Below are 25,073 nucleotides of genomic sequence, written 5' to 3' on the forward strand. Positions count from 1 at the left end.
CTGGCAGATGGCCGGATGCCCGCCGCTAGGCCCATCTCGCACAATCACGGAGCATCAATGCAACTCGAATTGCAACACGCAGACCCGCACGCCGATCCGCACGACGCCATTGTGGCACAGCTCCGCGAGTTGGCGCCGCGCATCGTGCATGATCCGTCCAAGGACCATGCCCCGTCTGAGGTCAACGTCACGCCTGCAGCGGCGCCGGAACCTGCCAGCGAGCCACTGCCCAGCGCCGCGCCGTTGAACGATAACGTCGGCGACATCCTCAATCCGGCGCCACGCGGGAAGCTTGCTCGCGGCGTCGTGGGACTGATCGTCTGCGCAGGTATTGCCACGGCTGCGGCCTGGCATTCCTACGGTGACGAAGCAAAGCAGCGGCTTTCTCACCTCGTGCCGCAGCTTCTCGCAGGCACGACCGCTTCAACGCAAAGCGCAGACGCCGCCGAGTCTCAAAACACAACCCCTCAGATCGCGACATCTGAGCCGGCTGCCGAACCACCACCCGCGCAAGACGCCGCGGCACCGACACTCGCAGAGCCTGCAACGGCCGCTTCAACCCCGGCGGCGGAGACTCCTCCAACCCCGGCGGCGCCGACGCCCGAGCTTGCGCAGTCGATTGAAACCATGGCGCGCGAAATCGCGTCGTTGAAGCAAACGGTCGAGCAACTGCAGGCCGGCCAGCAGCAACTGAGCCGCGATGTCGCGAAAGCCGCAGAGCATGAAACGCGCCGCAAGCCCGCCGCGCAAGCCGCGAAGCCAGCCGCAGCACCGCGACCACAGCGGGCGTCGACACCTGCGCCGGCTCCCGCTATCCGGAGTGTCCAGCCCGCTTCAACCCAAGCCTATCCGCAAGGGCAGACCTACCCGCAAAGCTATCCTCAGCGCGAAGCCTACATCCCGCCGGCACCACCACAACAATCTGCGCCCTCGCAGCTTCCGCCCCCGCCCGGCGACACGAGCGTTCCACGGCCGCCGATGCCGCTGCGATAATCGCGGGTAATACGTCCCTGATCGGTCAACGGTGTCATGTCGACACCGTTGAAGCATGCGCCGAAATCTCCGCAGATCGCGCCTAGCGAACGATCCTGTCGGCCCAGGATGAGACGGCCTCTCCAACTGTCTTCAAATGATCAGCCGCCGAGAACCCGGATATGCTTTTCCGCGGCTTGAGATCGTGATCGCCGTCTTCCAGCCAGAGAATTTCGATCGTCTTCGACAGCACGTACGCTGAAACCTCTTCCCTCGAGCCAAACACATCTCGTGTCCCTTGCACGATGAGCGTTGGTGTTTCGAGTTCTGCAAGATGCTCGGTGCGCAACTGCTTGGGCTTCTCCGGCGGATGGAAGGGATAGCCAAGACAGAGAAGCCCCGCGATTCGCCGGGATGCATACAACTCGTCGGCGACCATGCTCGCGACGCGCCCGCCCATCGATTTTCCGCCGATAATAAGCGGCCCTTTCAGGTTCAGCGCATCAATCGCAGCGATGTATTCCGGGTTCAGCCTGTCCGCACGCGGCGGCGGCTTTCGCGAGGCCGATGTCCGGCGCGCGGCCATGTAGTCAAACTCGAAGCGGGCAACGCGCAAGCCGACTTCCGCGAGGGCTTTCGCACTTGCTGTCATCGACACGGAATCCATCGCCCCGCCAGCACCATGCGCCAGAAGAATCGTCGTCCCGGCGTCTTCGGGTCCGTCGAATAGAAATCTCGTTGTCATCAAACACCGTTCGGGGAAGGAGATGGGAACTGCTGCAGATCGGATCACATGGCAAGGAGCCTACCATGTCCCGATCATTCCGCTCAACGCGCACCCAACCCATCGGAATGATGGTGCCGACAACCTCGATATGCGGATGATAGGCGGCCCACGAAGTTGTACCGCTTAGACCTTCACCGGTTTCGGCGCGTCCGGACGCGCCGACCTGCTGAGCAAAGTTACTGCTTCAGCTTGATGTTGTTCTCGGTTCTGTACGCCTTGAAAACCACGTCGATCGCCTCGATGATTTTCTTGCCCGGATTTGCCTTGCAATGAACGATGAGCTCATGCTCGAGCGCCTTCGCCCGGCCGACATTCATCATGTGCTTCTTGGCGAGGCCGTTGTACCAGCCGCTGTACCAGGTGGTCAGGTGATCGGCGTCTTCCTGAAACGTGTTTGCCAGCTGGGCGCAGGTCAGCTTCTGGACGTCGATGAAGCCGTTGCTGTCAGCATAGGTTTTCAGTTCGACCTGCGCGTAAACAGGCGTTGCCAGCGCGATGATTGCCGCGGATAGAACGAGTGCTTTCTTGATCATAAAATATGTCCCCCAATTGAACGCGAGTGGTCCCTGAATGCTCAGGTGACTGGCATGAGTCTCATTCGTGCAACGCCGAGTGCGAGGTTGGCGCCGACCTGCCCTTCCACGGACAGCGGTTGCAGCGAAACGGATTTGCGTGTGCCGCCGACAAGCACATTCGCCCCGACGCCCAAACCAACAGAGATGTCGCCGCTTGCGCCGACAAATTCGCCTGCAAGCGCGCCCGTGGGAATGTTGGCCGTGGACGCCAAAACGGCCCAGGTCATCACGCCACCTGCCGTGATGCCGAGATCCAGACCGAGGCGGCCAATCGTGCCGGTGTAATTCTGGATTCGTCCGCTTGCCGATCTAAACTGGCAACGGAGTCGCTGACGCGAGCCGACCACCAGTCCGACGCTCGCGGATGTCCGGCAGGTCAGCACGCCCTGACGGATCGAATGGCTTTGCGCCGAGGCCGGTATTGCGCTCAAGGCCACAACGGTCGAAGCAAACAGAAGGCAAGCGGCTAGGCGCGTTCTCTGGGACATGAATATCTCCAACGCTTCGAAAAATGACTGATGACATGACGGAGTGCGGCGCCGCCGCACTCCGAAGCAGCGTTCAGCGTCTGCCGACGCGGTTGACAGGGCCGCCACGATTCATCGGCGTTCCTGGCCGTACGCCCACTCCCGGGGCACCGACCCCGGGGGTCACGACCGCTCGCGCGACCGGCCGCGGCCGCAGCACGACGCCGGGCCTTACGACGCACCCAACCGGATACGCAACGTATTGGCAGTAGACCACGGCGCTGGCCTGCTCACTGCTGGCCATCACGAAACCGGCTGTCAGCAATGCCGACAGCGCAATCGATAGCTTCATCTTTGCCTCCTCCAGTTGTGTCCTGTTTGATTTTCTGACGGACTCACCGGCAAACGGTGGCGATCCGTCCATAGGCATCCACGACCTGAGCGCATCTGGGTACGACAGCGGGCGCGACGACGACCGGCGCCGCATAATAAGTTCCTGCCGCGACGGCTCCCGCCGCCACTGCACCACCCACCACAGCGCGGCGTGTCGTGCGGCGCGCGACCCCGGCGTAACTCATCGGCGTCAGCGGGCGGCCGATCCTCGCATCGGCAGATGATACGAGCGACGCCTGCGTATTCAGCGGCGAATGTCCGCTCCAGAGCATGGCGGCACCGCCGAGAATAGTCGCAACGGAGAGACGAATGAGAGTTGTTGATGCGCGCGTCATTTCCTTGCTCCTGCCTGCGTGATGCCCTGCGGCACTTCGTCGATGTCCGAAAGTTCGTTGATTGCGATCTTCTTGGCTGACTGATCGGGCTTGAACACGAATGCGTCGGCCGGCACATCGTTCTTCCAGTCCTTGATGCGCAGGGTGTATTGCGGCGCTTCGGCGACCGCCTTGCTGGTGATCACATACTTGCGCGGGATCGGCCGGGCTCCCGACTCGATCCAGATCTGCCAGTCGGTATCGACATTGCGGAACGCCAGATGATCGCACTCGACGCCGTCGATGACGCCCTTGCCGATCACCGCGCCGTCGATCACATCCGCCATCATGACGTCGAAGACATTTGACAGCAGAAGATCGGCGCCCGGCGCCGTTACTCCATGCCTTTCACGCAGCACATCGATCAGTTGATCGGCCGTACCCGGCGCGTCGACCTGCGTGTATTCCTTGTTGTCCTTGTTGTTGATGCTGAACGTCTTGCCATCGAACACGATCTCGATGTCCCGATATCCGCCCGTGCGCGTGGCGCGCAGCTTATCCGGCCGGCTCAGTTGGACCTGGCCCGAGCTGGTGAACTGGATTTTCTGCAGGTTGGACGTGATCACCTCGACATCGGAATCGAATGTAACCGAAATCGCCTTTTGACTGGCCACGTAGTCGGACATTGCCTTGAGCAGCTTGTCGGCGTCGTTGCCCTGGGCACTGGCGGAAGATATCGAAGACAGACTCATGACCATTAGCGCGCCTGCTACAATCCCCGGCCGCCGCAGCGCATAACTCGCCGCTCTCCTCGCGACCTCTTTCATTCGCTTCATCGCTCTCTCCTTCGGTTATTGAAAACAAACAGTTTAAACCCACAAAGCCGGCGCATTGAGACCTCACCTAACGTTGAGGCAGGGAGCGTGTTAAAGCGCTTACGCCGACGGGCGCAGCCTAACATCGCAACCGCAGCCGAGTCTGTGCGGCTTTGCTACGTGATTTCGATGTCGAACAGGTGTCGCTGTCACGGCGCACCATCCTCCGGAGCAATGGGTCATTAGTGGTGACCTTCTTTCTCCGTAGCGGAGCGGGTCACCTGCAGTTCGCACGACATCTCACGATGACAGGAAAAAGGACTATCCAGATTCTGCAAAACCCCGGCCGGACTGTCCGCTGCAAAACCTCATGCTAGGCTGCCGGTGTTGCACGGGGCGAAGCAGGACCGGCAAGTGCAGCCAACGCTGCACAAAGAGCCAACGCCTTAGGATTCATAATAACGCCCCACGCTCATCTTCTATTTCAAAATCGATAATTGATGCCGCCACGGAAGGTGTTGAGCTTGTCAGTGCTTGCTCCTGTGCCGATCACCTGGGTGTAAAGATATTCACCCTTCACGGACCAGTTAGGTGTGAAGCCATATTCCATGCCCACGCCCGCAGCGATTCCAGGGTGCCAGGCGGAGGCCGCGCAATTCGGGAACACACCGAGTGTACCGCACGGCACGCCAGCAATTGAGGTGCCATTGACGCTCGATTTCACAAATGCCGCGCCGCCGGTCACATAGAACAGCGTGTTATTCATAGCGACGCCGACGCGTGCTCTTGCCGTTCCAACGGCGCTGATGTTGGACGCGATATTGAGCGTAATACCCTGCCCGATGCCAGCAATAGCCGGATTTGAGATGCCGTTGCCCTTGATGTTCGCCCAATCAAGGTCGCCCTCAAGGCCGAGCACCACATATCCCTGCTGGATTTGGGCACCCACGGTGCCGCCGAACATCCCGCCACTGACATCGAAGCTGCTACGGTCGAACCTGTTAGAGAAGAGCGTCAGCGGATCTTGCGTACCCCAGCCGTAACCGCCGTTTACACCGACATAAAGGCCGGTCCAATTATAGACTTGGGCCACCGCGGGTGCCCCCTTATAGGCCTGCGTGGGAAGGTCTGCGGCAAAGGCGCAGACAGAACTGACGGCAGCAAATGCCGCCCCAATGATAAGTTTCTTCATGTTAGATTCTCCGACCTTACAATCTCAAAATGCACCAGCGGAATTGCTCAAGTGCCGTCAAACCCGCTTGATGCCGGGCGGCTGCCATGTCCCTTGGCCCGCCGGCAGGATCGAAGGTGGCGTAGGTTTCGGCCAGTACAGCCGCATCACGAGATAGATTTTGTCATCCGGCGCCGGAAGCCAATTTGCTTCCTTGTCCGCACCGGGGCTGTCTTTTTGGATGTACAGCGTCAGCGAGCCGTCTGCGTCCTTCTTCATCGCCGACAACATCGGAGAGTTGATGAGGTAGCGATTGATCGGGTTCTTGACCAAGAGCTGGCTCTTGCCGTCGTACATCGTAACGGACCAAAACGCATTCACTGGCGGCAACTGGCCGGCTGCGAAGGTGATGGTGTACTTGTGCTTGCTGCCGTCGAGCGTCTCACCGGCCGCGTCCGTTCGGGTATAAGGGTACATGGCTTCTACGGCATCGTTGCCATAGAGACCGCCCTTGGCGGAGCCCGCCCGCATCGCCCAATCGCCGTTGTAGAAGGCCTCGTCGCCAAAGAACGAGCCGACGTTCCAGCCGTTGATATTCTTGTTTCCGCCGGCCAGCCATTTGTCGACCTTGGCGTCACCCTGCTTCATGCCCACCAGGATTTCGGCTTTATGTTCGAGCGATAGATCCTTGAACGCGAAGGTCTTGCCGGGACCGACGCCAATCTTCGCAAGTTTCGCACGGATCGCCTTGTCCCTTGGCGTCTCGGGGACGAATTGCAGGGCCGCGTCGAGATATTGGAAGAAATTATCCTTGATCCCGGCAGTGGTCGCGGGAAGGAAATTGATCTTCGGCGCGGCGGGCGGTGCGGGTTGTTTAAGGAAAGCGGAAAGCGGCTGCGCCTTGTAGCCGGCCTGAACTTTCTCGACGTTCGGCATATCGCCGGGATTGAAGAGCTGGGTGCGGAAAGCCGCGAACGTGAACGGCGTCGTCGATGAGAAGACCTTCTTGATCCCGGCGGGCGTTCCACCTTTCCAGTCAGGGCCGACCACCAGATAGTCGCCCGGCTCGGTCCCCGTGGCGCGCGTGCCGATATAACCGAAATTGTAGGTGTTGCCGTCGATCAACTGGACCGAGTAGTAGCGGTCCTTTTCGATCGCCGGCACCGAGATCACCATCGGTTCAGCGCGCAAATCCAGCCAGAGGATCGAGTAAGGGGTGTCGCTGTTCGGCGTGATGATTGCCGTATCCGCCGGGGTGGCGACGTGGCGCATGTTGTAGATTTCGTTGAACGGCGCCTTGAACTGCCCCGAATTCCTGTCCACGGCATACTCTTGCATGACCGCATAATTCATCACGAGCGGTAGGCCGTAGATGAAGCCTTCCTCGGCGATGTCCTTGGCCTCTAATAGCCTGGGCCAATCGGCTTTGTTCTGCGCAATTGCCGGGGTGGTGTACTTCGCCGTCGTGGCGGCGAGCGCGGCGATCGCCGCGGTGGAGCGAAGTAAGTCTCTCTTCGTCAACATTTGCCGTACTCCTTAGTAGCAAGGTGGATAGGGGTAATAGCCGCAGCGCGGCGCGTAATAAGGATAGGCGACTGCGGCCGCTCCAACAGCCGCTGCCCCGGCAACGGCGGCGCCGCGATAGTAAGCGCCGCGCCATGCCGTTCTGCGGGCGACACCGGCAAACGACATCGGCGTAAATGGCCGGCCAATGATATCGATAAAGACCGCAGCCGGTCCGTCGGACCCCGTCAGGTCGCCTTCGAGCACGTCAACATCGAAAGTCAGCTTGTCGCCTTCGAGCTTCGGTGATTTCAGAACAACCACGGCATCGACAACAGCCGATCCGTCCTTCTTGAATCCGGAAACCGTTGCGTTCGGCGGATCCTTTGCGAAATTGTCGCTTCCGCTGCCCCAGTCCTCAACGATCCGCGCCGTCAGATCATGCCCAGCAGACCGCACCGGCCGATCCGCAAACACAATCGCATTCGGAGAAATTCCGGCCAGAACAAGCTTTCCGTCCTTCAGACTGACCCCCTTGGAGTTCAGAACAAACAACGACGGAACGACCTCGGGCTTCGCCTTTCCGATGGATTTCTCCAATGGCACGTGCGGCTTCGGCTCGGCCGCCGATTGAGCGGAAAGGACTGTCGGCACACACGCCATACCAGCAACTGCAACGGAGAAAACGGCAGCACGTAGTATCGTCATTGGTTTACCTTTCCGCGAGCACCGAGAATGCTTCTCATCCCACTCTTTCGCGGCGATCAGGCCGGCGGTCTTGCCATTTCGCGCCAATGGCCACGACAACGGTAAAAATTTGCTGCCGGATCGCGAACTTCGAAATCGCCGCCGTTACAAAAGGGGCGATAAGACCACGCCGATTGGCGGCGACGCGCCACTGCCAAAGCTTACAGGTAGGCCGTGTAGGAGTGGATCCAGAGCACGATGCGGGCAATCAGTCCGATGGGTCCCGCGTTCTCGGCGAACACCGTCGCCGTGCCCGATGTACCAAGGCGCAAAGTTGAGCGGTCAGCATTCGCTGGAATCGAAATCACCGCGGGATACGCACTCGTACCGCCGATTGATCCGACACGAGCAAGCGTGCCTGATACCGCGATCTGACCCTGCCCTACGCCCTCCGGAATCTCCGTGATCCTGGCCTCATAGATGCGTCCCGGGTCGCTGTCTAAAACAAGCTCCACCCGCGCGCCGGGCTTGATCGTGCGAAAGCCATTTTGCGCAAACACACCGATAACGGAAGTGTCAGACTCGACGATAAAAGACATCGCCGCACGCGCCTGCAGCGCGCGGGCGCCGACCGCGAGCGCCACAACACTTGCGTAGCCGTCCGACGGCGCCCTGACAGTCGTCTGCTCAAGCTCCCATTTCGCATCATCGAGTTGCGCACGAGTCTGCAGCACGGTCGTGTTGACACCGCCGATGGAAGAGTCGAACGAGACTTTCGCACTCTGCTGTTGCGCCTTTGCGGACTGCAATTGCGCAGTCGCAGCATCAAGCTGATCGCGCGTATCTTGTTCGCGAAAAGATGTGATAGCTCCGCTATTCGCCAAAGTGGCGATATCATCCAACCTCTTTTGATGAAACGCAGCCTGCTTTTCGAGACCCGCTACATTCGCGCTGGCCTGATCGTAATTCGCTTTCAGCACTTCAGCCTGATGCTGCGCAGCCACCAATGCGGCTTCAAGTTGACGAACCTTGTATCGAAACGGCGTCGGATCAATTTCGAACAGAACTGCGCCCGCCTTGACTGGCACGTTGGGTTTAACGGGAATCGCGATCACCTCGCCGCTGACATTCGGCGTCACTTCCACCACCCGCGATACGATGACAACGCGCCCGGTGGGGGTGAGATAATTCAGCATCGCCATGAAGGCTGCGAGAATGAGAACACCTGCGAGGCCCGCAACGATCCCGGACGGCCAGGTCAGGCGTATCAGCTTGAACTTTGAAAATGCCAGCCAAACAAGGAGAAGGTAGCTGACGAGAATGACGAACATCGTTTGTCCTGTCGCAGCCGTGGCAGGCTGACGCTAAGATTCTTCCGCCAGTGCCGTTATAGCGTTACTTTTTCCCTTGCCGGGGGATTGCAACGGTATTCCCGCTTGGCAAGGAAGACGTCTTGCCATTTCGCGCCAATCGTGACGGCTTGTGCTGATTTCCTGCATCCGGCTCTTTCCTGAGCCTGGACCTGTCATTTCCTTGAACAGCTCGCTGCCGCCGATAAATCACGGGCGGCATTTTTGTCAAATGCGTGAAAGCACGGCTGAAGCTGCTCGTTCCGGCATAGCCGAGACGCAAGGCGATCACCGATATGCGCTCGTTGGATTCAAGCAGCAGGTGGCAAGCCGTGTCGAGGCGCACTTCCGTAACCAAGTCACTGTAGCTGGTGCCCAATTCAGCGAGATGACGCTGCAACGAGCGCGAGCTTATCCCCAGTTGGAACGCAGTACGTTGAAGTGCTGTGTCACCATAGTGTAGCGAGGCGGCAATCGCCGCACGCACTGAGTACAGGGAAGGTGCATGAACAGGCTTCATGGGACCGAAGATATGTGATCAAGACCAACGCCGTAGCGCCTCGTCTAGCCTCCGCTTTTGCTGGAGCATGGGTGGAAAATCGTGGGTGGTCTTGCCTTAAGCCGCCAAGCTGAGGCCGAAGGGCGCGCCGGCTCCCAGGCCGAGCCAGAGGTGGCAACATTTACAATACGCGCCAACCGGGAACTGATAAGCTTTCGGCAGTTCAGCCAAGCCACACTTCGAAACGGGGAAAACCGCCAAACGCAAACTCTGCACAAGAGCCAGAAAATGACCATTCCTTTGACCCGTTGCCAATTCATCATTCCTTTCGCTGCCATTTGTGATGAGATCGGAGCTCCAACGGAGGCGTTGCTGACCAAGTTTCGCCTTCCAGCTTCTCTAGAGGAAAAGCCTGAGCACTATATCCCAATCCTGCTGGCTATACGTTTCGCGGAAGCCGCACAGCGATCGCAGGGCATCACGGATATTGGATTCCAGGCTGCTCGGCGGCTGCAATTCTGCCACCTGAGCGAGAAGATGCGCGCCGTCATCCGCTTCTCGCCGACGCTGTTCACTGCCTTGCAGCAATTGTGCAAATGGGCGTCGCTTGAAGACACGACCGTGAGTGTGTGGCTGGAGCGCCACGACAATCACGTGAGAATTTGCAGCAAGCTCGCGGACACGGCCAAGGTGCCGCATCTTGAGCATTCGCAGTGGCTTCAGAATGTTTACACGATGAATATCGTAAGGCAATTTTCCGGCCCCCACTGGGTTCCGGCGACGATGGCCTTCGAAGCCCGCTATGAACCGAGCCTTGAGACTCGGTCGTTCTGGCAAAACACCCGCTTCATATCAAATCAAGGCGCGTCGTGGATCGATATTCCCATCTCAATGCTGGACCTTCCCAACCTCGCAAGCGAGACGTCGGCAACCTCACATGACGATGAGGCTGGGCCAGACGGTCGCGAAATCGTCTCAGCAGTCAAATTGATGTTGCCTTCCTACCTTGACGATAAAATTCCAACCGTCGCGGAAGTCGCAGAAATGGCAGGCATCAGCATCAGAAGCTTTCAACGAAAGCTTTCAAACGCGGGCGTTTCTTATTCCGACCTTCTTGACAGAGTCCGATTTGAAAACGCCTCCAAACTTCTGCGCGGCACGGATGACAAGATCATCGATGTCGCTTTTTCCTCGGGCTACACCGACCCTGCCCATTTCACGCGTGCCTTTCGACGATTTACCGGGGTAACGCCGAGAGAGTTTCGCGGCAAATGGAAGTCGCAATCGGTGCCGTCCCACTGATGTAAACGTCCGCGTAAGGGCGCGCCGACTCCCAGGCCAATTCAGCCCCTTCCGTCCCCAAATGCATCGGGCAACATTTGCAATACGCGCCAACCGGGAACTGATAAGCTTTCGGCAGTTCAGCCAAGCCACGCTTCGAAACGGGGAAAACCGCCAAACGCAAACTCTGCACAAGAGCTAGAAAATGACCGCATTTCCTTTGACTCGTTGCCAGTTCCTCATTCCTTTCGCTGATATTTGTGACGAGATCGGCGCTCCAACGGAGGCGCTGCTGACCAAGCTCCGCCTCCCAGTTTCTTTGGAGGAGAAAGCTGATCACTATGTCCCAATCCAGCTGGCTATCCGTTTCGCCGAGATCGCACAGCGATCGCAGGGCATCACGGATATTGGATTCCAGGCTGCTCGGCGGCTGCAGTTCTGTCACCTGAGCGAAAGACTGCGTACCGTCATCCGCTTTTCGCCGACGCTGTTCATTGCCTTGCAGCAATTGTGCAAGTGGCTGCCTCTTGAAGACACGAATGCGAGTGCGTGGCTGGAGCGTGACGCCGATCATGTGAGAATTTGCAAGTCCGCGGGGACGTCCTTCGTGCCGCATCTTGAGAATTCGCAGTGGCTTCAAAATATTATGTCGATGCATATTGTAAGGCAATTTGCCGGCCCCGACTGGGTCCCGGCGACAATGGCCTTCGGGGCCCGCTATGAACCGAGCCCTGAAACTCGCTCGGTCTGGAAGAATACTCGCTTTATATCAAATCAAAGCGCGTCATGGATCGATGTTCCCATATCAATGCTGGATCTCCCCCACCTCGCAAGCGAGACGCCGGCAACCTCATATGGCGACGAGGTTGCGCCAGACGGCCACGAAATCGTCTCAGCAATCAGATTGATGTTGCCCTCCTACATGGACGATAAAATTCCAACCGTCGCGGAAGTCGCAGAAATGGCCGGCGTCAGCATCAGAAGCTTTCAACGAAAACTTTCAAACGCAGGCGTTTCCTATTCCGACCTGCTTGACAGAGTCCGGTTTGAAAATGCCTCTAAGCTTCTGCGCGGCACTGATGCCAAGATCATCGATGTCGCCTTTTCCTCAGGCTACACCGACCCTGCCCATTTCACGCGTGCTTTCCGACGATTTACCGGGGTGACGCCGAGAGAGTTTCGCGGCAAATCGAAATCACAAATTGGTGCCGTCCCAGTGATATGAACGTCCGCGTTCGATTGGCGCATAATGGCAATTTTCGGCACCGTCTGTCCGCTATAGGAGTCCGAGCGTCAGGTCTCGCCCTGGCGTCGCATGCAAATTTAAGATCTGACATTTGCGAACCGACGGCTTGATGGCGCCATATGGATGTTCTGAATGCGACCCCGTGGGGCACGGACTGGGCCTGGAGCCTGCCGCTGATCCTGTTCAATGTTATTATTCACGTCTTCGGTCTTGCATTGATCTTTGACGCATTCACCCTGCTCGTGCGGAGAGAAAAAATACGTCATCGGTTTGTGATCCAGTTCGCCAAAGTCATGAGCGTTTCCATATTGCTGATCGTTGTTCTGCATGGACTGGAGGCCGTCACCTGGGCCCTCGCCTATCTTTCTCTGGGCGCACTCCCGGACAGCAAGTCGGCGATGCTCTACTCGCTTGGCGCGATGACCGGTTTCGAGGCCGGGAACGTTTCCTTGCCGCCCAACTGGCAGATGATGGGTGTCCTTCAATCACTTGCCGGACTACTTCTGTTCGGTCTGACCACGGCATTCCTGTTCGCCATGTTCCAAGCGGTGTGGCCATCGCAAAAGCAAACGACGAGCGGCAACCCATAGCGCGACACGAACCCAGTCGTCAGAGGCGACCAAATTTGCGAAGCGTTTGATCGAATTGGCTGCGGCCCTCATGGGCGTCGAGCCTTGTGGGAACACTCGGTAACAGCGAGCAGCTACAATGCCTGAAATCATTGATAAATGGCGCGCCCGAAGAGATTCGAACTCCTGACCCCCAGATTCGTAGATTGCGGCGGCTGCTTGAAATTGCTTACGAATTCTGCAAAAGGGCTATGTTCGAATGCGTTTCATTATCAAGGGGTTAGCTGAGGGTTTGCAAAACCGGGTGAAATTTCCCATGCCCGGGAACGGAATCGCCGATTACAGGTTTTTGAATCGTTCAGTAGGACGAAGCATCCCCCATCTTCCCCGCGTTGGGTTTGCCCCCGCTTTCCCGGCGCGGGTTCTTTTTGGTCGCAGCTCTAATCCAAAAATCGGACTCGATTTTCATCCAGTGCCCGCAATAGAATTTCGCGTCTCCTTGGTGTGATTGCCGCTATGCCCATCAATCAGCGCGTTTGCCCGAAGTGCGGGCGGCCCGTGAAGTTAATGCTGCCGCCCGGTGGCCAGGGCCGACGCACCTATCAATGCATCGACTGCGACCGTCCAGACCCGATGAAGTCTCTTCAGGTGAAGGGGCTTCTGAAAGGCCTTCTGCACGACGAAAAGAAGTAAGAGCGCATGGCCCGCATGGCTGAGTATCGAGCGTATTTGGTCGGCAATGATGATCATTTCGAAAACGTCCGGGTCCTTGATTACCCCGACGACGCCGCCGCTATTGCCGAGGCCAAGAAGCTCCTGGACGGCGCTGATATCGAGCTTTGGCAACTTGGCCGGATGGTCATTCGACTCGAACACGAAAAGAAGTAAGGCCGCCAGTTGGCACAAACTGCACACCTCTTGGACTGCCCTCGGGTGTAAGATTACCCGATACACATAAAGCGAGGGGTACGTGCCATGGCAGACGACCTAGCGTATCGCATCACTGTCATCGTGGTTGGCTTGACTCCCGTCGCGCTGGCAGCAGCCGCTGCGTTCATAGGGTAAAGCCGCCTCAGTTGGCGGCCTCCTCCTTTTAGCGTTCTCCTTTTCATCGCAAATCCCCTTGCTCTCCCGCTTAGGTTGCGCTTCCATTAGGCCGGGTCTGGGGAGATCAGAAAATGCGAATTTGGGTTGCGGGCATCTTTGCATGCCTATTGGCGTCGTGTGGCACGCCAGTGAACCATCAGACAGCCTCCGGTAAACCGGAAGTTGTCCTTCAAAACGCCAGCGTAGACGCGGTGAAGTCTGAGCTTATCAATAATATGATCAACGGCGGATACCGCGTTACGAAGGACACTTCTTACGAACTATCCTTCGACAAGCCCGTCCAAAATATCGCCGCAGCAGCCTTGCTCGGCAGTAGGTACGACGCGCAGCCAAATGCCCGCGTAACATATACCATTGCATCGATGGGTCCGAACATTCGAGTGGTCGCAGACCTTGCCGTGATCACAAACCCTGGATCATCGTTTGAGCGGAGAACAGAATTCAACAACAGCCAAGACAGTGCTCAGATTCAAGCGATGTTGGACAACCTGAAACTCTTCGTTGACCCGAACTCACCAGGCGCAATTGCACGCAAGAACGGAATAGTTATGGGGCTCAAAACGCTGACGCCCGAAGAAGCCAAAAAGGCCAATTTGAATCCGTCATCGGAAAACGGGAGATATGTCTTTATTGTTGATCCCGGATCGGTTGCTGAAAGGGCAGGCGTCAAGAAAGGCGACATGTTCTTGAGTTTTGCCGGACGATCGATGAACACCCAAGAGGATATTTTACAGGTGGTCTCACAAACAAAACCTGGTGCCACTGTGCCGGTTGAAATAGAGCGCGCCGGTGAAGTCATCAAGATGAGCTTCGCTTTTCAGAAACCCGCGCAAACGGCAGCAGCTAAACGCTGAACACTGATGAATCTAACCGCCCGCGAGATCGAGGTCCTGAAACTGGTGGCGACGGGCCACAGTGCTGAGCAAGCCGCCAAGAAACTTAGGCTTTCGAAGCGCACTGTCGAAGTTCACATCCGCACCGCAAGGCTGAAGCTCGGGGCCACGAACGCAACTCACGCAGTGGTGTTGGCGCTCAAGCAAAAGCTGTTCAGGTTGAGGGATATTGAAAGCTAGAGCACTCCATCAGTGTGGAGTGATCAAGAAGTACCCTTAAAATAAGGCCTTCCAACCTCTTTTCGGTTGCGATTCTGCGTTTTTCGGTATAAGGTACACGTAGTCAAATTACGAAAGTCGCCCTTAAGGCGTGCCACGGCCCTTAAGCGCGCAAACCACCAAGCCAACTAGCTACCCGCCGCCTAACAGCGGTGGCAATTCGCGTTGAAGTACGAGCCGGTGTGCCCGGCAGTTGTAGCAACAATAAGGAAATTGAAATGACAAGCACCCAGCTTGTGGCCGTTACCAATCCCACCACAATGAATCCCAAGCTTGTTGAACTCGGCAGGCTTGCGTCGCAGCGCAACGAATTAGCTATAGCCGCGCAGCGAGACTCGGATGATCATGTAACGGAGGCAGGCAAATATCTCGCCGCAGCCAAAGCATTGGTCCGGGAAACGAGCGGCCTTACCTGGCCCCAATATCTGGAAAGCTGCTGCAGCAAAATCGGCCGCCGTCGAGCCGACGAATTGATTATGGTTGCGGAAGGGCGCACCACGCTAATCCAGCTTCGGGCCAGTAAAGCTGAGAGCGTGAGAAAATCGCGCGAGCTTAGCAAACGAACCATCAGCAATAAGGACTGCCGCCCTCCTCAATGGCTTTCCAACGTTCGACTCGACGCTGCAATGGCAACGGTCAGCGAATTGGACTACGGCGAGCAAGAACTACTGTTTGAGGCTCTGGAAATTATCCCGCCTCGTGGGCTAACCCCCATTGCGCAAGAATGCTTGCCAAACCTTGCCCAGCGAACAGCGGCAGCGCACTCGGCACTACTGTAGTGCCAACCACCGCGCACGTGCGGATTCGCGTGCCTCCCGTTGGCGAAACCAACATCCAAAAGGAAACTGTATTGTCTCATCGAATTGATTTTGAAACGTATCTGAAGTCGCAACTCGTCAAAGCATCTTCTAAATTAAAGAACAAAAACCCACCTGACATTTATGTAGCAGGCCAATTGGACCGCATTGTTGCGACGGCAGCGTTCATCTCTTCGGGTTACTGGGCAAAGATTGCCCCACTGTACGAGCCGCTTGCTCCGAAACTGCAGCTTTCCGTCAAGCATTTGAACGAAGATCTGGTCAGCGGCGCGGCTAGTGCACCCGACTTCGACGCTTACATCGCATTGCTGGTCGAGAGGATCAGCGAACCGGTTTCAGTTTAATCTAACAATGCATTGCAAGCGGGCCGCCGAAGCAGCCCGCACTCTTTTCATTAGAAAGAATAATCATCATGATTGATAACAAACAGGATTGCCTAGACCATCTCGCCTATCGCTTAAGCCGATCTTCTGAATGGCGCACAAAACAATCGGAAAGATTTTCCGACGATCCTCGCAATAAACGAGCCGCAGCGAGGCTGAAGGATCTGGCCGCTAACTGCCGCATAATTCCGGATTCGAAATGGCTTAAGCTCGCGCCCTACTTTGATCCCACCAATAATCGTTGGCTCGATGCCGTGTCCAACACTAGCGGAGATGTTGGCTTCCGCAAGACGCCCGCCGATTTCGACGGATATCTGGACAATCTGATTTCCAATCTCTCACGGCCCACGCGTCATTAACCTCGCAGTTATTTGCTTGAGGAGAGCAGTAATAATGAAAGCAATTAGAGTATGTATTCCAGAGATCCATCCATGCCGTATTGGCGTTCCAACGTGGACGTCGAAACTCTTTTCGAAAAGCACGCTTACTCACCAAAGCTCGCTCGCGCTTGGTTCAGACACTACAAAATCCCGTTCAATTGCCCCGCGCTCGGCCAAGCCGTAACCATGCGGGGAATGTTCACGCTAGGATATTTGCCCGATCACTCATTCACTTGGACCTTTACGCCCGGCGTTGGAAGACGTGCGGTAGTTCTCCCTGTTCGCCGAGAGCATCGTCTGGTGGATATTCTTGCCATATCTCGTTCGTCGCCCGCTATTTGGGGCTGCGTTATGGGTACCGCACTCTCAGCAGGGACATTAACGCGTTCGCCACTACGGGTGTATCAAACGCCGCTTTCCTGGCTGCGTGGCAAGTGCAAAGGAGTACTTCCACTGGCCAACAACTTCTTTCCCCTCCTGCAGGCTACTCCCCAGATTGTGGCGGATAACGACGATCATGCCTGGCATCTCGCCGAGCGGATCTTCATCAAGCCAGCGATCAGCGTAGGGGCAGATGATCAGGCAGCAGAGCAGGAAGCAATATCGCGTATCTCACTGGCGGTGGCGGCATGAGTGTGGGCACGAAGCGGATGCCAACACTGGATACTCACGCCAACGATAACAATCCCCAACAAGCAACCGTTGATGCCGAAACCTTGCTCGGGATGCATTTCGAACCCCTCGAATACATAATCCCCAATTATGTGGTCGAGGGACTTACCGTACTCGGTGGCAAGCCGAAAATGGGCAAGTCTTGGTGGGCGTACGATGCAGCCATAGCAGTAGCCACAGGTGGCAAAGCGATGGGAACAATCCCGTGCCAGCAAGGCGACGTTATCTATCTAGCATTGGAGGACAACCTTCGCCGAGTAGCGGACCGCATCCGAACACTGACGCCACTGCGAAAAAAACTCGGATTGGACCTAAAGCGACTCAAGATCCGGGTTGATGCGCCTCGGATTGACAACGGCCTACTCACCGAATTGGACAAATGGCGAGAGAGTTGTGTCAATCCACGCTTGGTCATCATCGATGTCTACATGAAGGTCCGAGCACCACGAAAACGCGGAGAAGACGTCTACGCGGCGGATTACGCGGCGGTTGTACCGCTCCAACAGTACGCGGCTAAGAACCACATCGCGATAGTGTTGGTAACCCACACCAGAAAAATGGAGGCGGAAGATCCACTTGAATCGATCAGTGGCACCAATGGCGTTACGGGCGCTGCTGACGCAGTACTGGTGCTTAGTCGAAACTCCACGGCGACGGTTCTTTATGGTAGGGGCCGCGACATTGAAGAAATCGAAACGGCAATGAAGTTCGACGCGGGCCGTTGGATGATCATTGGCGACGCCGCTGAGGTAAAGCAATCGTACGAGCGCCGCAAGATATTAAGGATCTTGCGGGAATCCATATCCCCTCTGGCTCCAAAAGATATTGCGGAGCAAAGCGGCCTAAAGCCAGGAAACGTCAGAACCTTACTTGGAAAAATGATGAAGGCTGGAGAGATCACAAAACCGGAACCATCGCTATCACTTTATTGTACCCCGATAACACCGGTTACACCGATAACACCCTCTGAGGTGTAACCACTGTTATCGGTGTTATCGACTTACATATTCAAATTGATTTTAAGACACGATTAGGAACAACAATGATCAAAGCAGCAAACGACAATAAGCCCAAGCGCCACATCAGCGATCCATTTCATCGCCTGTATAAGGAGGGCTTACTGCACCAAAACGAACAGACCAACCGCGATCTGTACTACGTAGGAGAACGCTACCGGAAAAACTATCTGTCAAAGCCAGAGATCGAATGCGATGGCTACGATTCCTTTCGGGACCGCCCTATTCCCGACCATCTCAACAAATCAAAGCTATACTCCGCGGCCGCAGCGTCACTAGATGTGATCGAGTCGCGAGGTCTCTTTGAAGATATCGTTGTGCACGGAATGCCAGTTTTCGAAACTAGTCGAAAGCACACGGGCCGCAATCAAAGGGCACAGGCCGTTGCTGCAGCAATCACCGTACTGACCTCATCGTTGCTGCTCTTGCGCGATCACTACACAAAAAGTGGGCCTGAACTACCGATGCACAGTTTATTTCGATTGCGTGCACGCAACACCCCTCAAAAGCTCGCAAAAAGTAACTTTTGACGGTACATATTAGGTATGGGCCATAGAAGTATCGAAGTCACTTTTCATTGACTAGGCAACGCTATTTACGTTGCGCGGCCTTTGTAAAACTATTTGCGACTCCGTGCACACAACATGCCCTATAGCCTTCCAAAAACTACCTTTTGACGGTATAACTAAAGTAAGATCAAGCAATCCGCCTAGAAGCATTTTGCCGTTCTGCCCGACAGCAGAGCGGCTTTTTTATTGCCAAAACCAAGGACATTATGAAAGCTATTCCAACACTAGAGGAGCGGCATCCGAGACTTCGAACGCTTCTTGAAGATCAAAATGGCATCTTTACCCGCATCAAGGAAAAGACTGCTGAGAAAATTGAGATCTCTGAACGTATTCGAGACAATCCCAGCCCGGGTAATGGGGAGATTAATCGTCTAAAACGACTTTTGAACCAACCGACCGATCCTGATGTAAAACCTGATCGAGAGCGGCTACCTGAACTCGTCAGTGATATAGAATCATTGAAACTTGCTTCAGCGGTCATCGACGATGCCATTCAACAGGAAAGACGCGTTGCCTCGCGCCTAATCTGCGAGGATGTCTCAGGCGAGCATACGGTACACGTCAAAGACTTTGCCGCGAAGATTGTTGCGCTTCACGCCGCTCACGAGCGGTATGTGAAATTTCTCGATGCAGTAGAAAGCACCGGGGCTTCGCTATCCCCGTTGCAGCCGGTTAGCCCTTACACACTGGGGCATCCGGCCAGCGTTAACGGAACTTACTATTGGTCGATGCGGGAGTTCTTGGATAATGGGCACATCACAAAGCGTGAATTACCGAAGGCGTTTCAGTAATGGATCGTATTGATGTAGACCCTGGCATCCTTGGACTTAGTGAAGAACGAGCTCACCGTATGCGCGGTAACGGCGGCATGAAAGCCGCCATGTATGCCGAAACGACAAAGGACCATGTCATCGAAGGCCAAGCACTCGCGTTCGAAGAACCGATACTGGTCAACGGCGTACTTCACTACATAAAGACGGGCGCGCTTGGTGCCACCTTCGATCTAGATGGGCCGCCTGTTGGCTTTTGGATTGATCACAACAAAGCCAACGAAGTTGGAACGACTGACGACGCTTTGCATATTGTCATTGACGATAAGTGTGTTCAATTCAGGCTAGATCTGCAGAAGGCAAAGAACGGCAAGCTTCTCGCTCATCTCTGCCGATCAGGAAATCGCGAGGATATTTCAGTTGGCCTTGACTTGATCGATTTCGAGGATCGAGTGATGGAAGGACAAGATGTCCGCATCGTCCATAAGGCCCGACTTAGAGAGCTATCAATGGTCAAGAGCGGCGCGGCTGGCGACGAAGGCTTTGCCGCTGTCGTTGACGCATCAATCACGCCAGAGCCAGTGGCAGGTAAGCGATCCGCAACGTTCAAGGCGACATATGCCCTGCATAAAGTGGCGCGTGGACTGCGTGAATTGAAGGCTGCTATGCGCGGGACCGTACCAGCATCGGTTACGCGCTCGATCACTGTCGACATGATGAACTACTGGCAAACCGAAGAGACCGAGCGGCTCCAGTCAATGGCTCGCAGTCGCTGGTAATACCCACACATCGCGCATCTCGTCCCGCGTGCGCGGTTGTGCACCTCGCTGGCCCGGTCATTACACAGACCGGGCTGGCTTGAGGTGGCTTCACCTCATATTGAAAAGGAATTTTAGAGTGCCTCCTGCCAGTTACGTCGTTGATCAAAAGAACCTTAGCCAAGGGCAAGGCCCATGGAAGGGGCTTGATGCATGCCACGTGGTCCTTATGCCCCTCTCGCCATCACAGCATTGGAGCCGCTTCGAGTTTAGCTTTCACAAGGAGGCCGGTTCAGACGACATGTATCGCGTAGGCGATTACTACAATGTCGACGTTACACTTGCACCCGCCCAGTAATGCCCCGACGCGCTCCCCAACATCGCCCGGCCAACTGGCGACCGCCTGCCCGCAAGATTGCTGATCCTTACTATTCTTCAAAGGAATGGCGTGCCCTGCGCGCCCAAAGGCTGGCCACGGATGGCCACCGTTGCACTGCCCCCGGCTGTAAACTAGCCGCCGTGGTTGTAGACCACATAAAATCAAGGGCACTAGGCGGCCCAGACAGCCTTGCCAATACGCGTTCCCTCTGCCGGTTGCATGACAACCAGATTAAAGAACGCGCCGATGGCGGGCGTAGACAGGGCGGACAATTCGGTAGTGATAAGCTGCCCCAGGGCGGCATCACAATCTCTACAGCTTCTAAGGGAAGGAACCGGCGGGTACACAATGATTCCCGACACCCTCCCCGATTGAAAACAGATTCTCAGGAAACATGATCAAATCAAAAACGGTGGTTGAGAAGCCGCCAAAGCACCTGCGTCCCGAAACAGCGCGATGGTGGTCCGAAGTCCTAATGGAGTTCGCACTAGATAGCCATCACGTCCGGCTCTTAACAAAGGCATGTGAGGCGTGGGATCGCAGCGAAGCCGCTCGTGAGGCAATCGCAAAACACGGACTTACCTATACCGACCGCTTCCTTGCGCCTCGTGCACGCCCGGAGTGCGCCATCGAAAGAGATTCTCGACTAGCATTTGCCCGGCTTGTTCGCGAGATCGGCCTGGACGTGTCGCCACCTAGCGAGAGCAAACCACAACCACTTAGGGCGAACAGGAACTAGCAATGCCAGTAAGGCGACGAAGCGATAAACGCCGCGAGGCATTAGACGACGATGCTGTTGCATGGCTACAGGGTGATATGGATGGCGCGCGCTTTTTTCAGTTCTTGCCCCATGAACAGCTTGTGGACTTTTGGGATGCATACGGCGACCCGCGAACTGCAGCTTGGGATAAAATCAAAAATACGAATCCAAGGCCCGCTAGAATTCAATGAGTCTGTTAGTTCTCACAATCTCTTCCATTACTTTCTTATGGCGTGAGGGATCTGTATTCTGTAAGTCATGCAACTTCATCGTATAACTGTAATCGGTGTAAGGTATCCCGACTACATGAATGATCATTGAGATTGTGCTGAATGTCATTACAGCAACCCAGTAGCCTGCAGCACAATAGCTGACCCAACCGTGCGAAGGATCCTTGAATACGCTGATCGCCGTGACAAGCGGGATAAGCAGAGTGAATGACATGAACCCAAGCGCGGCGACAAAGCGAAATATCTTGTAGGTTGTGAAGAAATACTTAGTCGCCAAATTATGAAATTGGTGTCTTTGGTACGGCAGCACGTTGATGTTGAACGTTTCCAATGGTCCAAAGTATTTCAACATTAACATTGGATACACCTCGGTCGGCTTTCCAGCACTTACGATCCCGGCAACTAAATAGTCTTCGAGCTTATGGTGGTGCTGTTGGAGCACAACCGACATCGTTACTATGATTGCATGGCAGAATAAGAGAAAATCCCTCAGCTTGTATGCGTCAGTTGACGATACTCCAAAGATGCTGAAGCTTGCGTCTGTCTTAAGAAGCGCAAGACCTAGAAAGCCCGTTACGGTTAGTTGCACTATCATCAATTTTAGAAAAGCGCCTTCGGCCTCGGAGCGCTTCTTATCAAACGTCTCAATCGCATCATCCGACGAAAGCGACGGGTCCTTCTTCATTTGGTCTGCAAAATAGTCTTGACGAATTTTTCTACTCGACAAGCGCTTGATCGAAGTGAGCGATACTTGCTTTTTTCCAATCACACGATCCAAAAATGACGAAAGAGCACTACTGAAGCTTCTGAACTGCATAATTTTCTCCAGGTATCGTCAGCAAGTTAAACGCCAAACTTTGAAATGGCCTAACGCTAACAGACATCGAAGTGAAAGGCGTGAGGTTTTCGCTATCCGCTTTCTTCTAGTCCTTATTACTGCATCAGACTGCACAGCACACCGCCGCCCCATCGGGGCGGCTTTTACATTTTAGGAACACATGTTTACCCAAGACAGCAATACCATCGAACGGCCCGCCACCACTTCGGACCTAAAGGTCTTCGGGCTACACCTCGGTGTCCAATGCGCTCAGAGCATTCTGGAAAGCGATTGCAACGACTCGCTAACGCGCGAGGTCATCATAGCCAAATTCCATAACGCTATTGAGAGTTACTTAGCGGTTCAGAAGGGTTCGAACGGCCTGACCGCTACCGGCGAAAGAGGCTATCGGCTCGGCTTCTCTCGAGGGCTCACTTCACAACTCCTGCATCCGAAAGCGCGCATCGACATTAAGGTCGAGAAAGCTTCGGCCTAATGTCCGAAGAGGTAGTTACCAGCCTAGTTATCGATGCCGATACTAGTGGTGCAGATCGATATTCGCAGGCCATGGATGGTGCCGCTCAGGCTTCCACCAATGTTCTGAAATCTATCGCGACTGCCGGTCTGGGCATCGGCGCGGCACTAGGTAGCCTCCGCGTTTTCATTGATCAGATCGGTGGCATCAACAAGCAGTTTCTGGAAGTTGGTGAAGGCGCTCGCAATGCGTCAATGAGCATTCGCGAGTTTCAAGAGACGCTTTATGCCGCCAAGACGCGCGGTCTGTCCGATAAGGATTTTGTATCTGGTCTGGATAAGATCGGAGCGGACATTATTGCCGCCAGCCGTGGGATTACTGATTTCGGAAAGCTGTTTGAGGCAAACGGTGTTTCGATCCGAAATGCCAATGGAGAACTGAAAACCACCAAGGAAGCACTTGGCGATATTGCCAACCTGATGAAGAACGCGGGTAACCCGCAGGTTGAGCAGGCAATTGCGAAGATCGTTGGCCTCTCCAAAGATTGGATTCCGTTCTTACGCGACGGCACGGATGAAATCGAACGGACGAAAGCAGCAGCAGCCAATCTGGGGATCATTGTAGATAACGATGTGATCGCAAAGGCTACTGACTTCGATAGACAGTGGAAAGCTGCTGTTGCCGCGTGGGATCTACAGTTTAAAGCATCGCTCGCAGAGGTTTTGCCGCTTCTGATTCAGGCGGCTGGCTACGCGAAAACAATTCTGGACGCTGCTGGCAAGGCAGCATCGTTTGTGCAGTCCTCGGTAGTTCCGATTGAAGATCAGTCGGTCGAGAATATTGAGAAGCAGATCAAGGCGGTTGAAGCCCTTCGTGGGAAGATGACCGACCTTAAAGAGGCACAGGATGCGCTCACTTGGGCAACGACCCAGGCTGTTAATGAATTTTCATTACTGGAACGAGCTAGACTTGCTAATCAGAATTTAAAGAACGAGATCCAGCTTCGTAATCAGAAGTCGATGTTACTTGGTGATGACCAGGCAGACATGCAGGCTGCTGATGACATGCTTGAGAAGCTCAAGCTGCTCGTTTTCTGGAAGAAGCAGTTGGTGGACCTGCCAAGTGTCGATGGAATCAATCCAGCGGCGTTTGGGGATAGGCAGACAAAACTTCCAGTTGATGATACAAAATCGAATGCTTTTGATCGCTCCATTGAGCAGGTTACGAAGCATACCGCACGCATGCAGGCGGATACAGCCGCCGTGGGGCTTGGTGTTGGCACGCAGGCCGAGTTTCGTGCGCAAGCACAGTTGACGGCTGCTGCACTGGCTTCTGGTGCCAAAGATACGGAAGAACTCCGAGATAAGATCTCCGGTCTTGCAAAGACTGCTGGCGAGGCTGCTACCGCACTCGAGAAAGCAAAGTTCGCCTCGCAGATCGAATTTGATCGCGGTACAGCGTTTTTATCCCCGACCGATCTGCGCATTGCGCAGCAATTGAAGGGAATTTACGGCAACGACATTCCTACTGCACTGGCCAGTACAGAGGCAGCGGCCCTACGTGCAAATGAGGTGCTTAGGCAACTCAATGACGTTGGCAGGGATACCGTAAAGGGTTTCGTTAGCGACTTCTCCAATTCGATCCGAAATGGTGCAAGCGCGTGGGATGCCTTCCAGAGCGCCGGTCTTAATGCACTGAACAAGATCGCTGACAAGCTTACCAGTATGGCTATCGACAACTTGTGGGGTAGCGCCTTCGGCGGCTCCGGGAGTGGCGGTATCCTTGGGTTGCTTGGGCTTGGGGGCGGTTCTGGCGCGTCCAGCGGGTTTGCCATGTCCTCGGGTTTAGGCGCTGGAACAGGCGGTCTGTCGTTTCCGATGTTTGCGGAAGGCACCAACTTTGCACCGGGTGGTCCTGCCATCGTGGGCGAAAAAGGTATCGAGATCGTCAACCTGCCACGTGGTTCGTCGGTCACGCCGAACAACCAACTCAGCAAACTGCTTGGGGCAAATGATAACGCTCCGATCTCAATTGTGTACGCGCCAACGATCCATGCGCCGAATAGCGATCCAAAAGCGATTGCTCAGTTGGCGAGTGTTGTTGCGAAAGATAAGCGCGATTTTGAAAGGAACGTGACTGGCGTGATGGCCAAGTATCGATCCAACACGCCAGGCTCGAATCGATGACGGAATTGAAAGA

30 protein-coding genes are annotated in these 25,073 nt (G+C 55.4%); 17 read left to right on the plus strand and 13 right to left on the minus strand.

Translation table 11 applies throughout. The features are described from left to right. Positions 1 to 57: 57 nt before the first annotated feature. Positions 58 to 993 carry a hypothetical protein gene (locus HNQ36_RS14775; protein WP_184086325.1) on the plus strand — a complete coding sequence of 312 codons (936 nt, stop codon included), beginning with the start codon at positions 58 to 60 and terminating at the stop codon, positions 991 to 993. Positions 994 to 1,075: 82 nt separating this feature from the next. Here HNQ36_RS14775 and HNQ36_RS14780 read toward each other — a convergent pair whose 3' ends face one another. The 11 genes from HNQ36_RS14780 to HNQ36_RS14830 all read right to left on the minus strand — a co-directional run bounded on the left by HNQ36_RS14780 (position 1,076) and on the right by HNQ36_RS14830 (position 9,553). Then, entirely contained in the window at positions 1,076 to 1,717 is a 642-nt protein-coding gene (locus HNQ36_RS14780; protein ID WP_184086327.1) for an alpha/beta hydrolase family protein, read from the minus strand. A 218-nt stretch (positions 1,718 to 1,935) separates the two neighbouring features. Further along, a complete protein-coding gene (locus HNQ36_RS14785; RefSeq protein WP_184086328.1) occupies positions 1,936 to 2,292 on the minus strand; it encodes an HdeA/HdeB family chaperone in 357 nt (118 codons plus the stop codon). Between the two features lie 41 nt (positions 2,293 to 2,333). Continuing rightward, complete coding sequence (locus tag HNQ36_RS14790; RefSeq protein ID WP_184086329.1) at positions 2,334 to 2,822, minus strand: DUF992 domain-containing protein; 489 nt, start codon at positions 2,820 to 2,822, stop codon at positions 2,334 to 2,336. 73 nt (positions 2,823 to 2,895) lie between these two features. Then, positions 2,896 to 3,153 carry a hypothetical protein gene (locus HNQ36_RS14795; RefSeq protein ID WP_137325171.1) on the minus strand — a complete coding sequence of 86 codons (258 nt, stop codon included), beginning with the start codon at positions 3,151 to 3,153 and terminating at the stop codon, positions 2,896 to 2,898. 43 nt (positions 3,154 to 3,196) lie between these two features. Continuing rightward, positions 3,197 to 3,466 (minus strand): hypothetical protein, encoded by a 270-nt coding sequence (locus HNQ36_RS14800; protein ID WP_246395408.1) that lies wholly within the window; start codon positions 3,464 to 3,466, stop codon positions 3,197 to 3,199. 59 nt (positions 3,467 to 3,525) lie between these two features. Next, positions 3,526 to 4,344 carry a DUF2092 domain-containing protein gene (locus HNQ36_RS14805; RefSeq protein WP_246395391.1) on the minus strand — a complete coding sequence of 273 codons (819 nt, stop codon included), beginning with the start codon at positions 4,342 to 4,344 and terminating at the stop codon, positions 3,526 to 3,528. 463 nt (positions 4,345 to 4,807) lie between these two features. Next, positions 4,808 to 5,515: an outer membrane protein gene (locus HNQ36_RS14810; RefSeq protein ID WP_184086333.1), complete on the minus strand. Its 708-nt coding sequence runs from the start codon at positions 5,513 to 5,515 to the stop codon at positions 4,808 to 4,810. 57 nt (positions 5,516 to 5,572) lie between these two features. Further along, positions 5,573 to 7,018: a DUF1254 domain-containing protein gene (locus tag HNQ36_RS14815; RefSeq protein ID WP_184086335.1), complete on the minus strand. Its 1,446-nt coding sequence runs from the start codon at positions 7,016 to 7,018 to the stop codon at positions 5,573 to 5,575. A 12-nt stretch (positions 7,019 to 7,030) separates the two neighbouring features. Next, positions 7,031 to 7,705, minus strand: a complete 675-nt coding sequence (locus tag HNQ36_RS14820; RefSeq protein ID WP_246395392.1) for a hypothetical protein — start codon at positions 7,703 to 7,705, stop codon at positions 7,031 to 7,033. A 200-nt stretch (positions 7,706 to 7,905) separates the two neighbouring features. Beyond that, positions 7,906 to 9,015 (minus strand): HlyD family secretion protein, encoded by a 1,110-nt coding sequence (locus tag HNQ36_RS14825; RefSeq protein WP_184086336.1) that lies wholly within the window; start codon positions 9,013 to 9,015, stop codon positions 7,906 to 7,908. Between the two features lie 64 nt (positions 9,016 to 9,079). Further along, the gene (locus HNQ36_RS14830; RefSeq protein WP_184086337.1) at positions 9,080 to 9,553 is read right to left on the minus strand and encodes a helix-turn-helix domain-containing protein; all 474 of its coding nucleotides are present in this window, start codon (positions 9,551 to 9,553) and stop codon (positions 9,080 to 9,082) included. A gap of 81 nt (positions 9,554 to 9,634) precedes the next feature. On the opposite strand from HNQ36_RS14830, the gene HNQ36_RS14835 reads away from it, so the two are divergent. From HNQ36_RS14835 to HNQ36_RS14845, 3 genes are all read left to right on the plus strand, one after another. Continuing rightward, entirely contained in the window at positions 9,635 to 10,834 is a 1,200-nt protein-coding gene (locus HNQ36_RS14835) for an AraC family transcriptional regulator (protein WP_347339971.1), read from the plus strand. A gap of 184 nt (positions 10,835 to 11,018) precedes the next feature. Beyond that, positions 11,019 to 12,038: an AraC family transcriptional regulator gene (locus HNQ36_RS14840; RefSeq protein ID WP_184086338.1), complete on the plus strand. Its 1,020-nt coding sequence runs from the start codon at positions 11,019 to 11,021 to the stop codon at positions 12,036 to 12,038. 140 nt (positions 12,039 to 12,178) lie between these two features. Continuing rightward, positions 12,179 to 12,649, plus strand: a complete 471-nt coding sequence (locus HNQ36_RS14845; RefSeq protein ID WP_184086339.1) for a hypothetical protein — start codon at positions 12,179 to 12,181, stop codon at positions 12,647 to 12,649. Between the two features lie 543 nt (positions 12,650 to 13,192). On the opposite strand, the gene HNQ36_RS14850 is transcribed toward HNQ36_RS14845, so the two are convergent. Beyond that, the gene (locus HNQ36_RS14850; protein ID WP_184086340.1) at positions 13,193 to 13,504 is read right to left on the minus strand and encodes a hypothetical protein; all 312 of its coding nucleotides are present in this window, start codon (positions 13,502 to 13,504) and stop codon (positions 13,193 to 13,195) included. A 359-nt stretch (positions 13,505 to 13,863) separates the two neighbouring features. On the opposite strand from HNQ36_RS14850, the gene HNQ36_RS26580 reads away from it, so the two are divergent. The 11 genes from HNQ36_RS26580 (at position 13,864) to HNQ36_RS14910 (ending at position 21,331) form a co-directional block, all read left to right on the plus strand. Further along, entirely contained in the window at positions 13,864 to 14,589 is a 726-nt protein-coding gene (locus HNQ36_RS26580) for a PDZ domain-containing protein (protein ID WP_184086341.1), read from the plus strand. Between the two features lie 6 nt (positions 14,590 to 14,595). Further along, positions 14,596 to 14,808 carry a response regulator transcription factor gene (locus HNQ36_RS14860; RefSeq protein ID WP_184086343.1) on the plus strand — a complete coding sequence of 71 codons (213 nt, stop codon included), beginning with the start codon at positions 14,596 to 14,598 and terminating at the stop codon, positions 14,806 to 14,808. A 257-nt stretch (positions 14,809 to 15,065) separates the two neighbouring features. Further along, positions 15,066 to 15,626 carry a hypothetical protein gene (locus HNQ36_RS14865; RefSeq protein ID WP_184086346.1) on the plus strand — a complete coding sequence of 187 codons (561 nt, stop codon included), beginning with the start codon at positions 15,066 to 15,068 and terminating at the stop codon, positions 15,624 to 15,626. Then, a complete protein-coding gene (locus HNQ36_RS14870; RefSeq protein WP_184086348.1) occupies positions 15,626 to 16,009 on the plus strand; it encodes a hypothetical protein in 384 nt (127 codons plus the stop codon). Before HNQ36_RS14865 ends, HNQ36_RS14870 begins: the two co-directional genes overlap by 1 nt. 68 nt (positions 16,010 to 16,077) lie before the next feature. Further along, positions 16,078 to 16,407 (plus strand): hypothetical protein, encoded by a 330-nt coding sequence (locus HNQ36_RS14875; protein WP_184086350.1) that lies wholly within the window; start codon positions 16,078 to 16,080, stop codon positions 16,405 to 16,407. Positions 16,408 to 16,779: 372 nt separating this feature from the next. Continuing rightward, entirely contained in the window at positions 16,780 to 17,061 is a 282-nt protein-coding gene (locus HNQ36_RS14880) for a hypothetical protein (RefSeq protein ID WP_184086352.1), read from the plus strand. Further along, entirely contained in the window at positions 17,058 to 18,077 is a 1,020-nt protein-coding gene (locus HNQ36_RS14885) for an AAA family ATPase (protein WP_184086354.1), read from the plus strand. Before HNQ36_RS14880 ends, HNQ36_RS14885 begins: the two co-directional genes overlap by 4 nt. Before the next feature lie 65 nt (positions 18,078 to 18,142). Beyond that, complete coding sequence (locus HNQ36_RS14890; RefSeq protein ID WP_184086356.1) at positions 18,143 to 18,646, plus strand: hypothetical protein; 504 nt, start codon at positions 18,143 to 18,145, stop codon at positions 18,644 to 18,646. A 245-nt stretch (positions 18,647 to 18,891) separates the two neighbouring features. Further along, a complete protein-coding gene (locus HNQ36_RS14895) occupies positions 18,892 to 19,476 on the plus strand; it encodes a hypothetical protein (RefSeq protein ID WP_184086358.1) in 585 nt (194 codons plus the stop codon). Continuing rightward, positions 19,476 to 20,234, plus strand: coding sequence for an HK97 family phage prohead protease (locus HNQ36_RS14900; RefSeq protein WP_184086360.1), 759 nt, complete (start codon positions 19,476 to 19,478; stop codon positions 20,232 to 20,234). The genes HNQ36_RS14895 and HNQ36_RS14900 overlap by 1 nt, the downstream gene beginning before the upstream one ends. An 833-nt stretch (positions 20,235 to 21,067) precedes the next feature. Continuing rightward, entirely contained in the window at positions 21,068 to 21,331 is a 264-nt protein-coding gene (locus HNQ36_RS14910) for a P27 family phage terminase small subunit (RefSeq protein WP_246395410.1), read from the plus strand. 198 nt (positions 21,332 to 21,529) lie between these two features. On the opposite strand, the gene HNQ36_RS14915 is transcribed toward HNQ36_RS14910, so the two are convergent. After that, positions 21,530 to 22,399, minus strand: a complete 870-nt coding sequence (locus HNQ36_RS14915) for a hypothetical protein (RefSeq protein WP_184086366.1) — start codon at positions 22,397 to 22,399, stop codon at positions 21,530 to 21,532. A 181-nt stretch (positions 22,400 to 22,580) separates the two neighbouring features. On the opposite strand from HNQ36_RS14915, the gene HNQ36_RS14920 reads away from it, so the two are divergent. Then, complete coding sequence (locus tag HNQ36_RS14920; RefSeq protein WP_184086368.1) at positions 22,581 to 22,895, plus strand: hypothetical protein; 315 nt, start codon at positions 22,581 to 22,583, stop codon at positions 22,893 to 22,895. Continuing rightward, positions 22,895 to 25,060 (plus strand): hypothetical protein, encoded by a 2,166-nt coding sequence (locus HNQ36_RS14925; RefSeq protein WP_184086370.1) that lies wholly within the window; start codon positions 22,895 to 22,897, stop codon positions 25,058 to 25,060. Before HNQ36_RS14920 ends, HNQ36_RS14925 begins: the two co-directional genes overlap by 1 nt. The last annotated feature ends 13 nt before the right edge of the window (positions 25,061 to 25,073 follow it).

Origin of the sequence: Afipia massiliensis (genome assembly GCF_014203115.1) — a bacterium.
In the GTDB taxonomy this organism is placed as follows: Bacteria; Pseudomonadota; Alphaproteobacteria; order Rhizobiales; family Xanthobacteraceae; genus Afipia; species Afipia massiliensis.

Coding starts and splice junctions, on each gene's coding strand:
- HNQ36_RS14775 (WP_184086325.1), top strand. CDS start 58: ATGCAACTCGAATTGCAACACGCAGACCCGCACGCCGATCCGCACGAC.
- HNQ36_RS14780 (WP_184086327.1), bottom strand. CDS start 1,717: ATGACAACGAGATTTCTATTCGACGGACCCGAAGACGCCGGGACGACG.
- HNQ36_RS14785 (WP_184086328.1), bottom strand. CDS start 2,292: ATGATCAAGAAAGCACTCGTTCTATCCGCGGCAATCATCGCGCTGGCA.
- HNQ36_RS14790 (WP_184086329.1), bottom strand. CDS start 2,822: ATGTCCCAGAGAACGCGCCTAGCCGCTTGCCTTCTGTTTGCTTCGACC.
- HNQ36_RS14795 (WP_137325171.1), bottom strand. CDS start 3,153: ATGAAGCTATCGATTGCGCTGTCGGCATTGCTGACAGCCGGTTTCGTG.
- HNQ36_RS14800 (WP_246395408.1), bottom strand. CDS start 3,466: ATGCTCTGGAGCGGACATTCGCCGCTGAATACGCAGGCGTCGCTCGTA.
- HNQ36_RS14805 (WP_246395391.1), bottom strand. CDS start 4,344: ATGAAGCGAATGAAAGAGGTCGCGAGGAGAGCGGCGAGTTATGCGCTG.
- HNQ36_RS14810 (WP_184086333.1), bottom strand. CDS start 5,515: ATGAAGAAACTTATCATTGGGGCGGCATTTGCTGCCGTCAGTTCTGTC.
- HNQ36_RS14815 (WP_184086335.1), bottom strand. CDS start 7,018: ATGTTGACGAAGAGAGACTTACTTCGCTCCACCGCGGCGATCGCCGCG.
- HNQ36_RS14820 (WP_246395392.1), bottom strand. CDS start 7,705: ATGACGATACTACGTGCTGCCGTTTTCTCCGTTGCAGTTGCTGGTATG.
- HNQ36_RS14825 (WP_184086336.1), bottom strand. CDS start 9,015: ATGTTCGTCATTCTCGTCAGCTACCTTCTCCTTGTTTGGCTGGCATTT.
- HNQ36_RS14830 (WP_184086337.1), bottom strand. CDS start 9,553: ATGAAGCCTGTTCATGCACCTTCCCTGTACTCAGTGCGTGCGGCGATT.
- HNQ36_RS14840 (WP_184086338.1), top strand. CDS start 11,019: ATGACCGCATTTCCTTTGACTCGTTGCCAGTTCCTCATTCCTTTCGCT.
- HNQ36_RS14845 (WP_184086339.1), top strand. CDS start 12,179: ATGGATGTTCTGAATGCGACCCCGTGGGGCACGGACTGGGCCTGGAGC.
- HNQ36_RS14860 (WP_184086343.1), top strand. CDS start 14,596: ATGAATCTAACCGCCCGCGAGATCGAGGTCCTGAAACTGGTGGCGACG.
- HNQ36_RS14865 (WP_184086346.1), top strand. CDS start 15,066: ATGACAAGCACCCAGCTTGTGGCCGTTACCAATCCCACCACAATGAAT.
- HNQ36_RS14875 (WP_184086350.1), top strand. CDS start 16,078: ATGATTGATAACAAACAGGATTGCCTAGACCATCTCGCCTATCGCTTA.
- HNQ36_RS14880 (WP_184086352.1), top strand. CDS start 16,780: ATGGGTACCGCACTCTCAGCAGGGACATTAACGCGTTCGCCACTACGG.
- HNQ36_RS14885 (WP_184086354.1), top strand. CDS start 17,058: ATGAGTGTGGGCACGAAGCGGATGCCAACACTGGATACTCACGCCAAC.
- HNQ36_RS14890 (WP_184086356.1), top strand. CDS start 18,143: ATGATCAAAGCAGCAAACGACAATAAGCCCAAGCGCCACATCAGCGAT.
- HNQ36_RS14895 (WP_184086358.1), top strand. CDS start 18,892: ATGAAAGCTATTCCAACACTAGAGGAGCGGCATCCGAGACTTCGAACG.
- HNQ36_RS14900 (WP_184086360.1), top strand. CDS start 19,476: ATGGATCGTATTGATGTAGACCCTGGCATCCTTGGACTTAGTGAAGAA.
- HNQ36_RS14910 (WP_246395410.1), top strand. CDS start 21,068: ATGGAGTTCGCACTAGATAGCCATCACGTCCGGCTCTTAACAAAGGCA.
- HNQ36_RS14915 (WP_184086366.1), bottom strand. CDS start 22,399: ATGCAGTTCAGAAGCTTCAGTAGTGCTCTTTCGTCATTTTTGGATCGT.
- HNQ36_RS14920 (WP_184086368.1), top strand. CDS start 22,581: ATGTTTACCCAAGACAGCAATACCATCGAACGGCCCGCCACCACTTCG.
- HNQ36_RS14925 (WP_184086370.1), top strand. CDS start 22,895: ATGTCCGAAGAGGTAGTTACCAGCCTAGTTATCGATGCCGATACTAGT.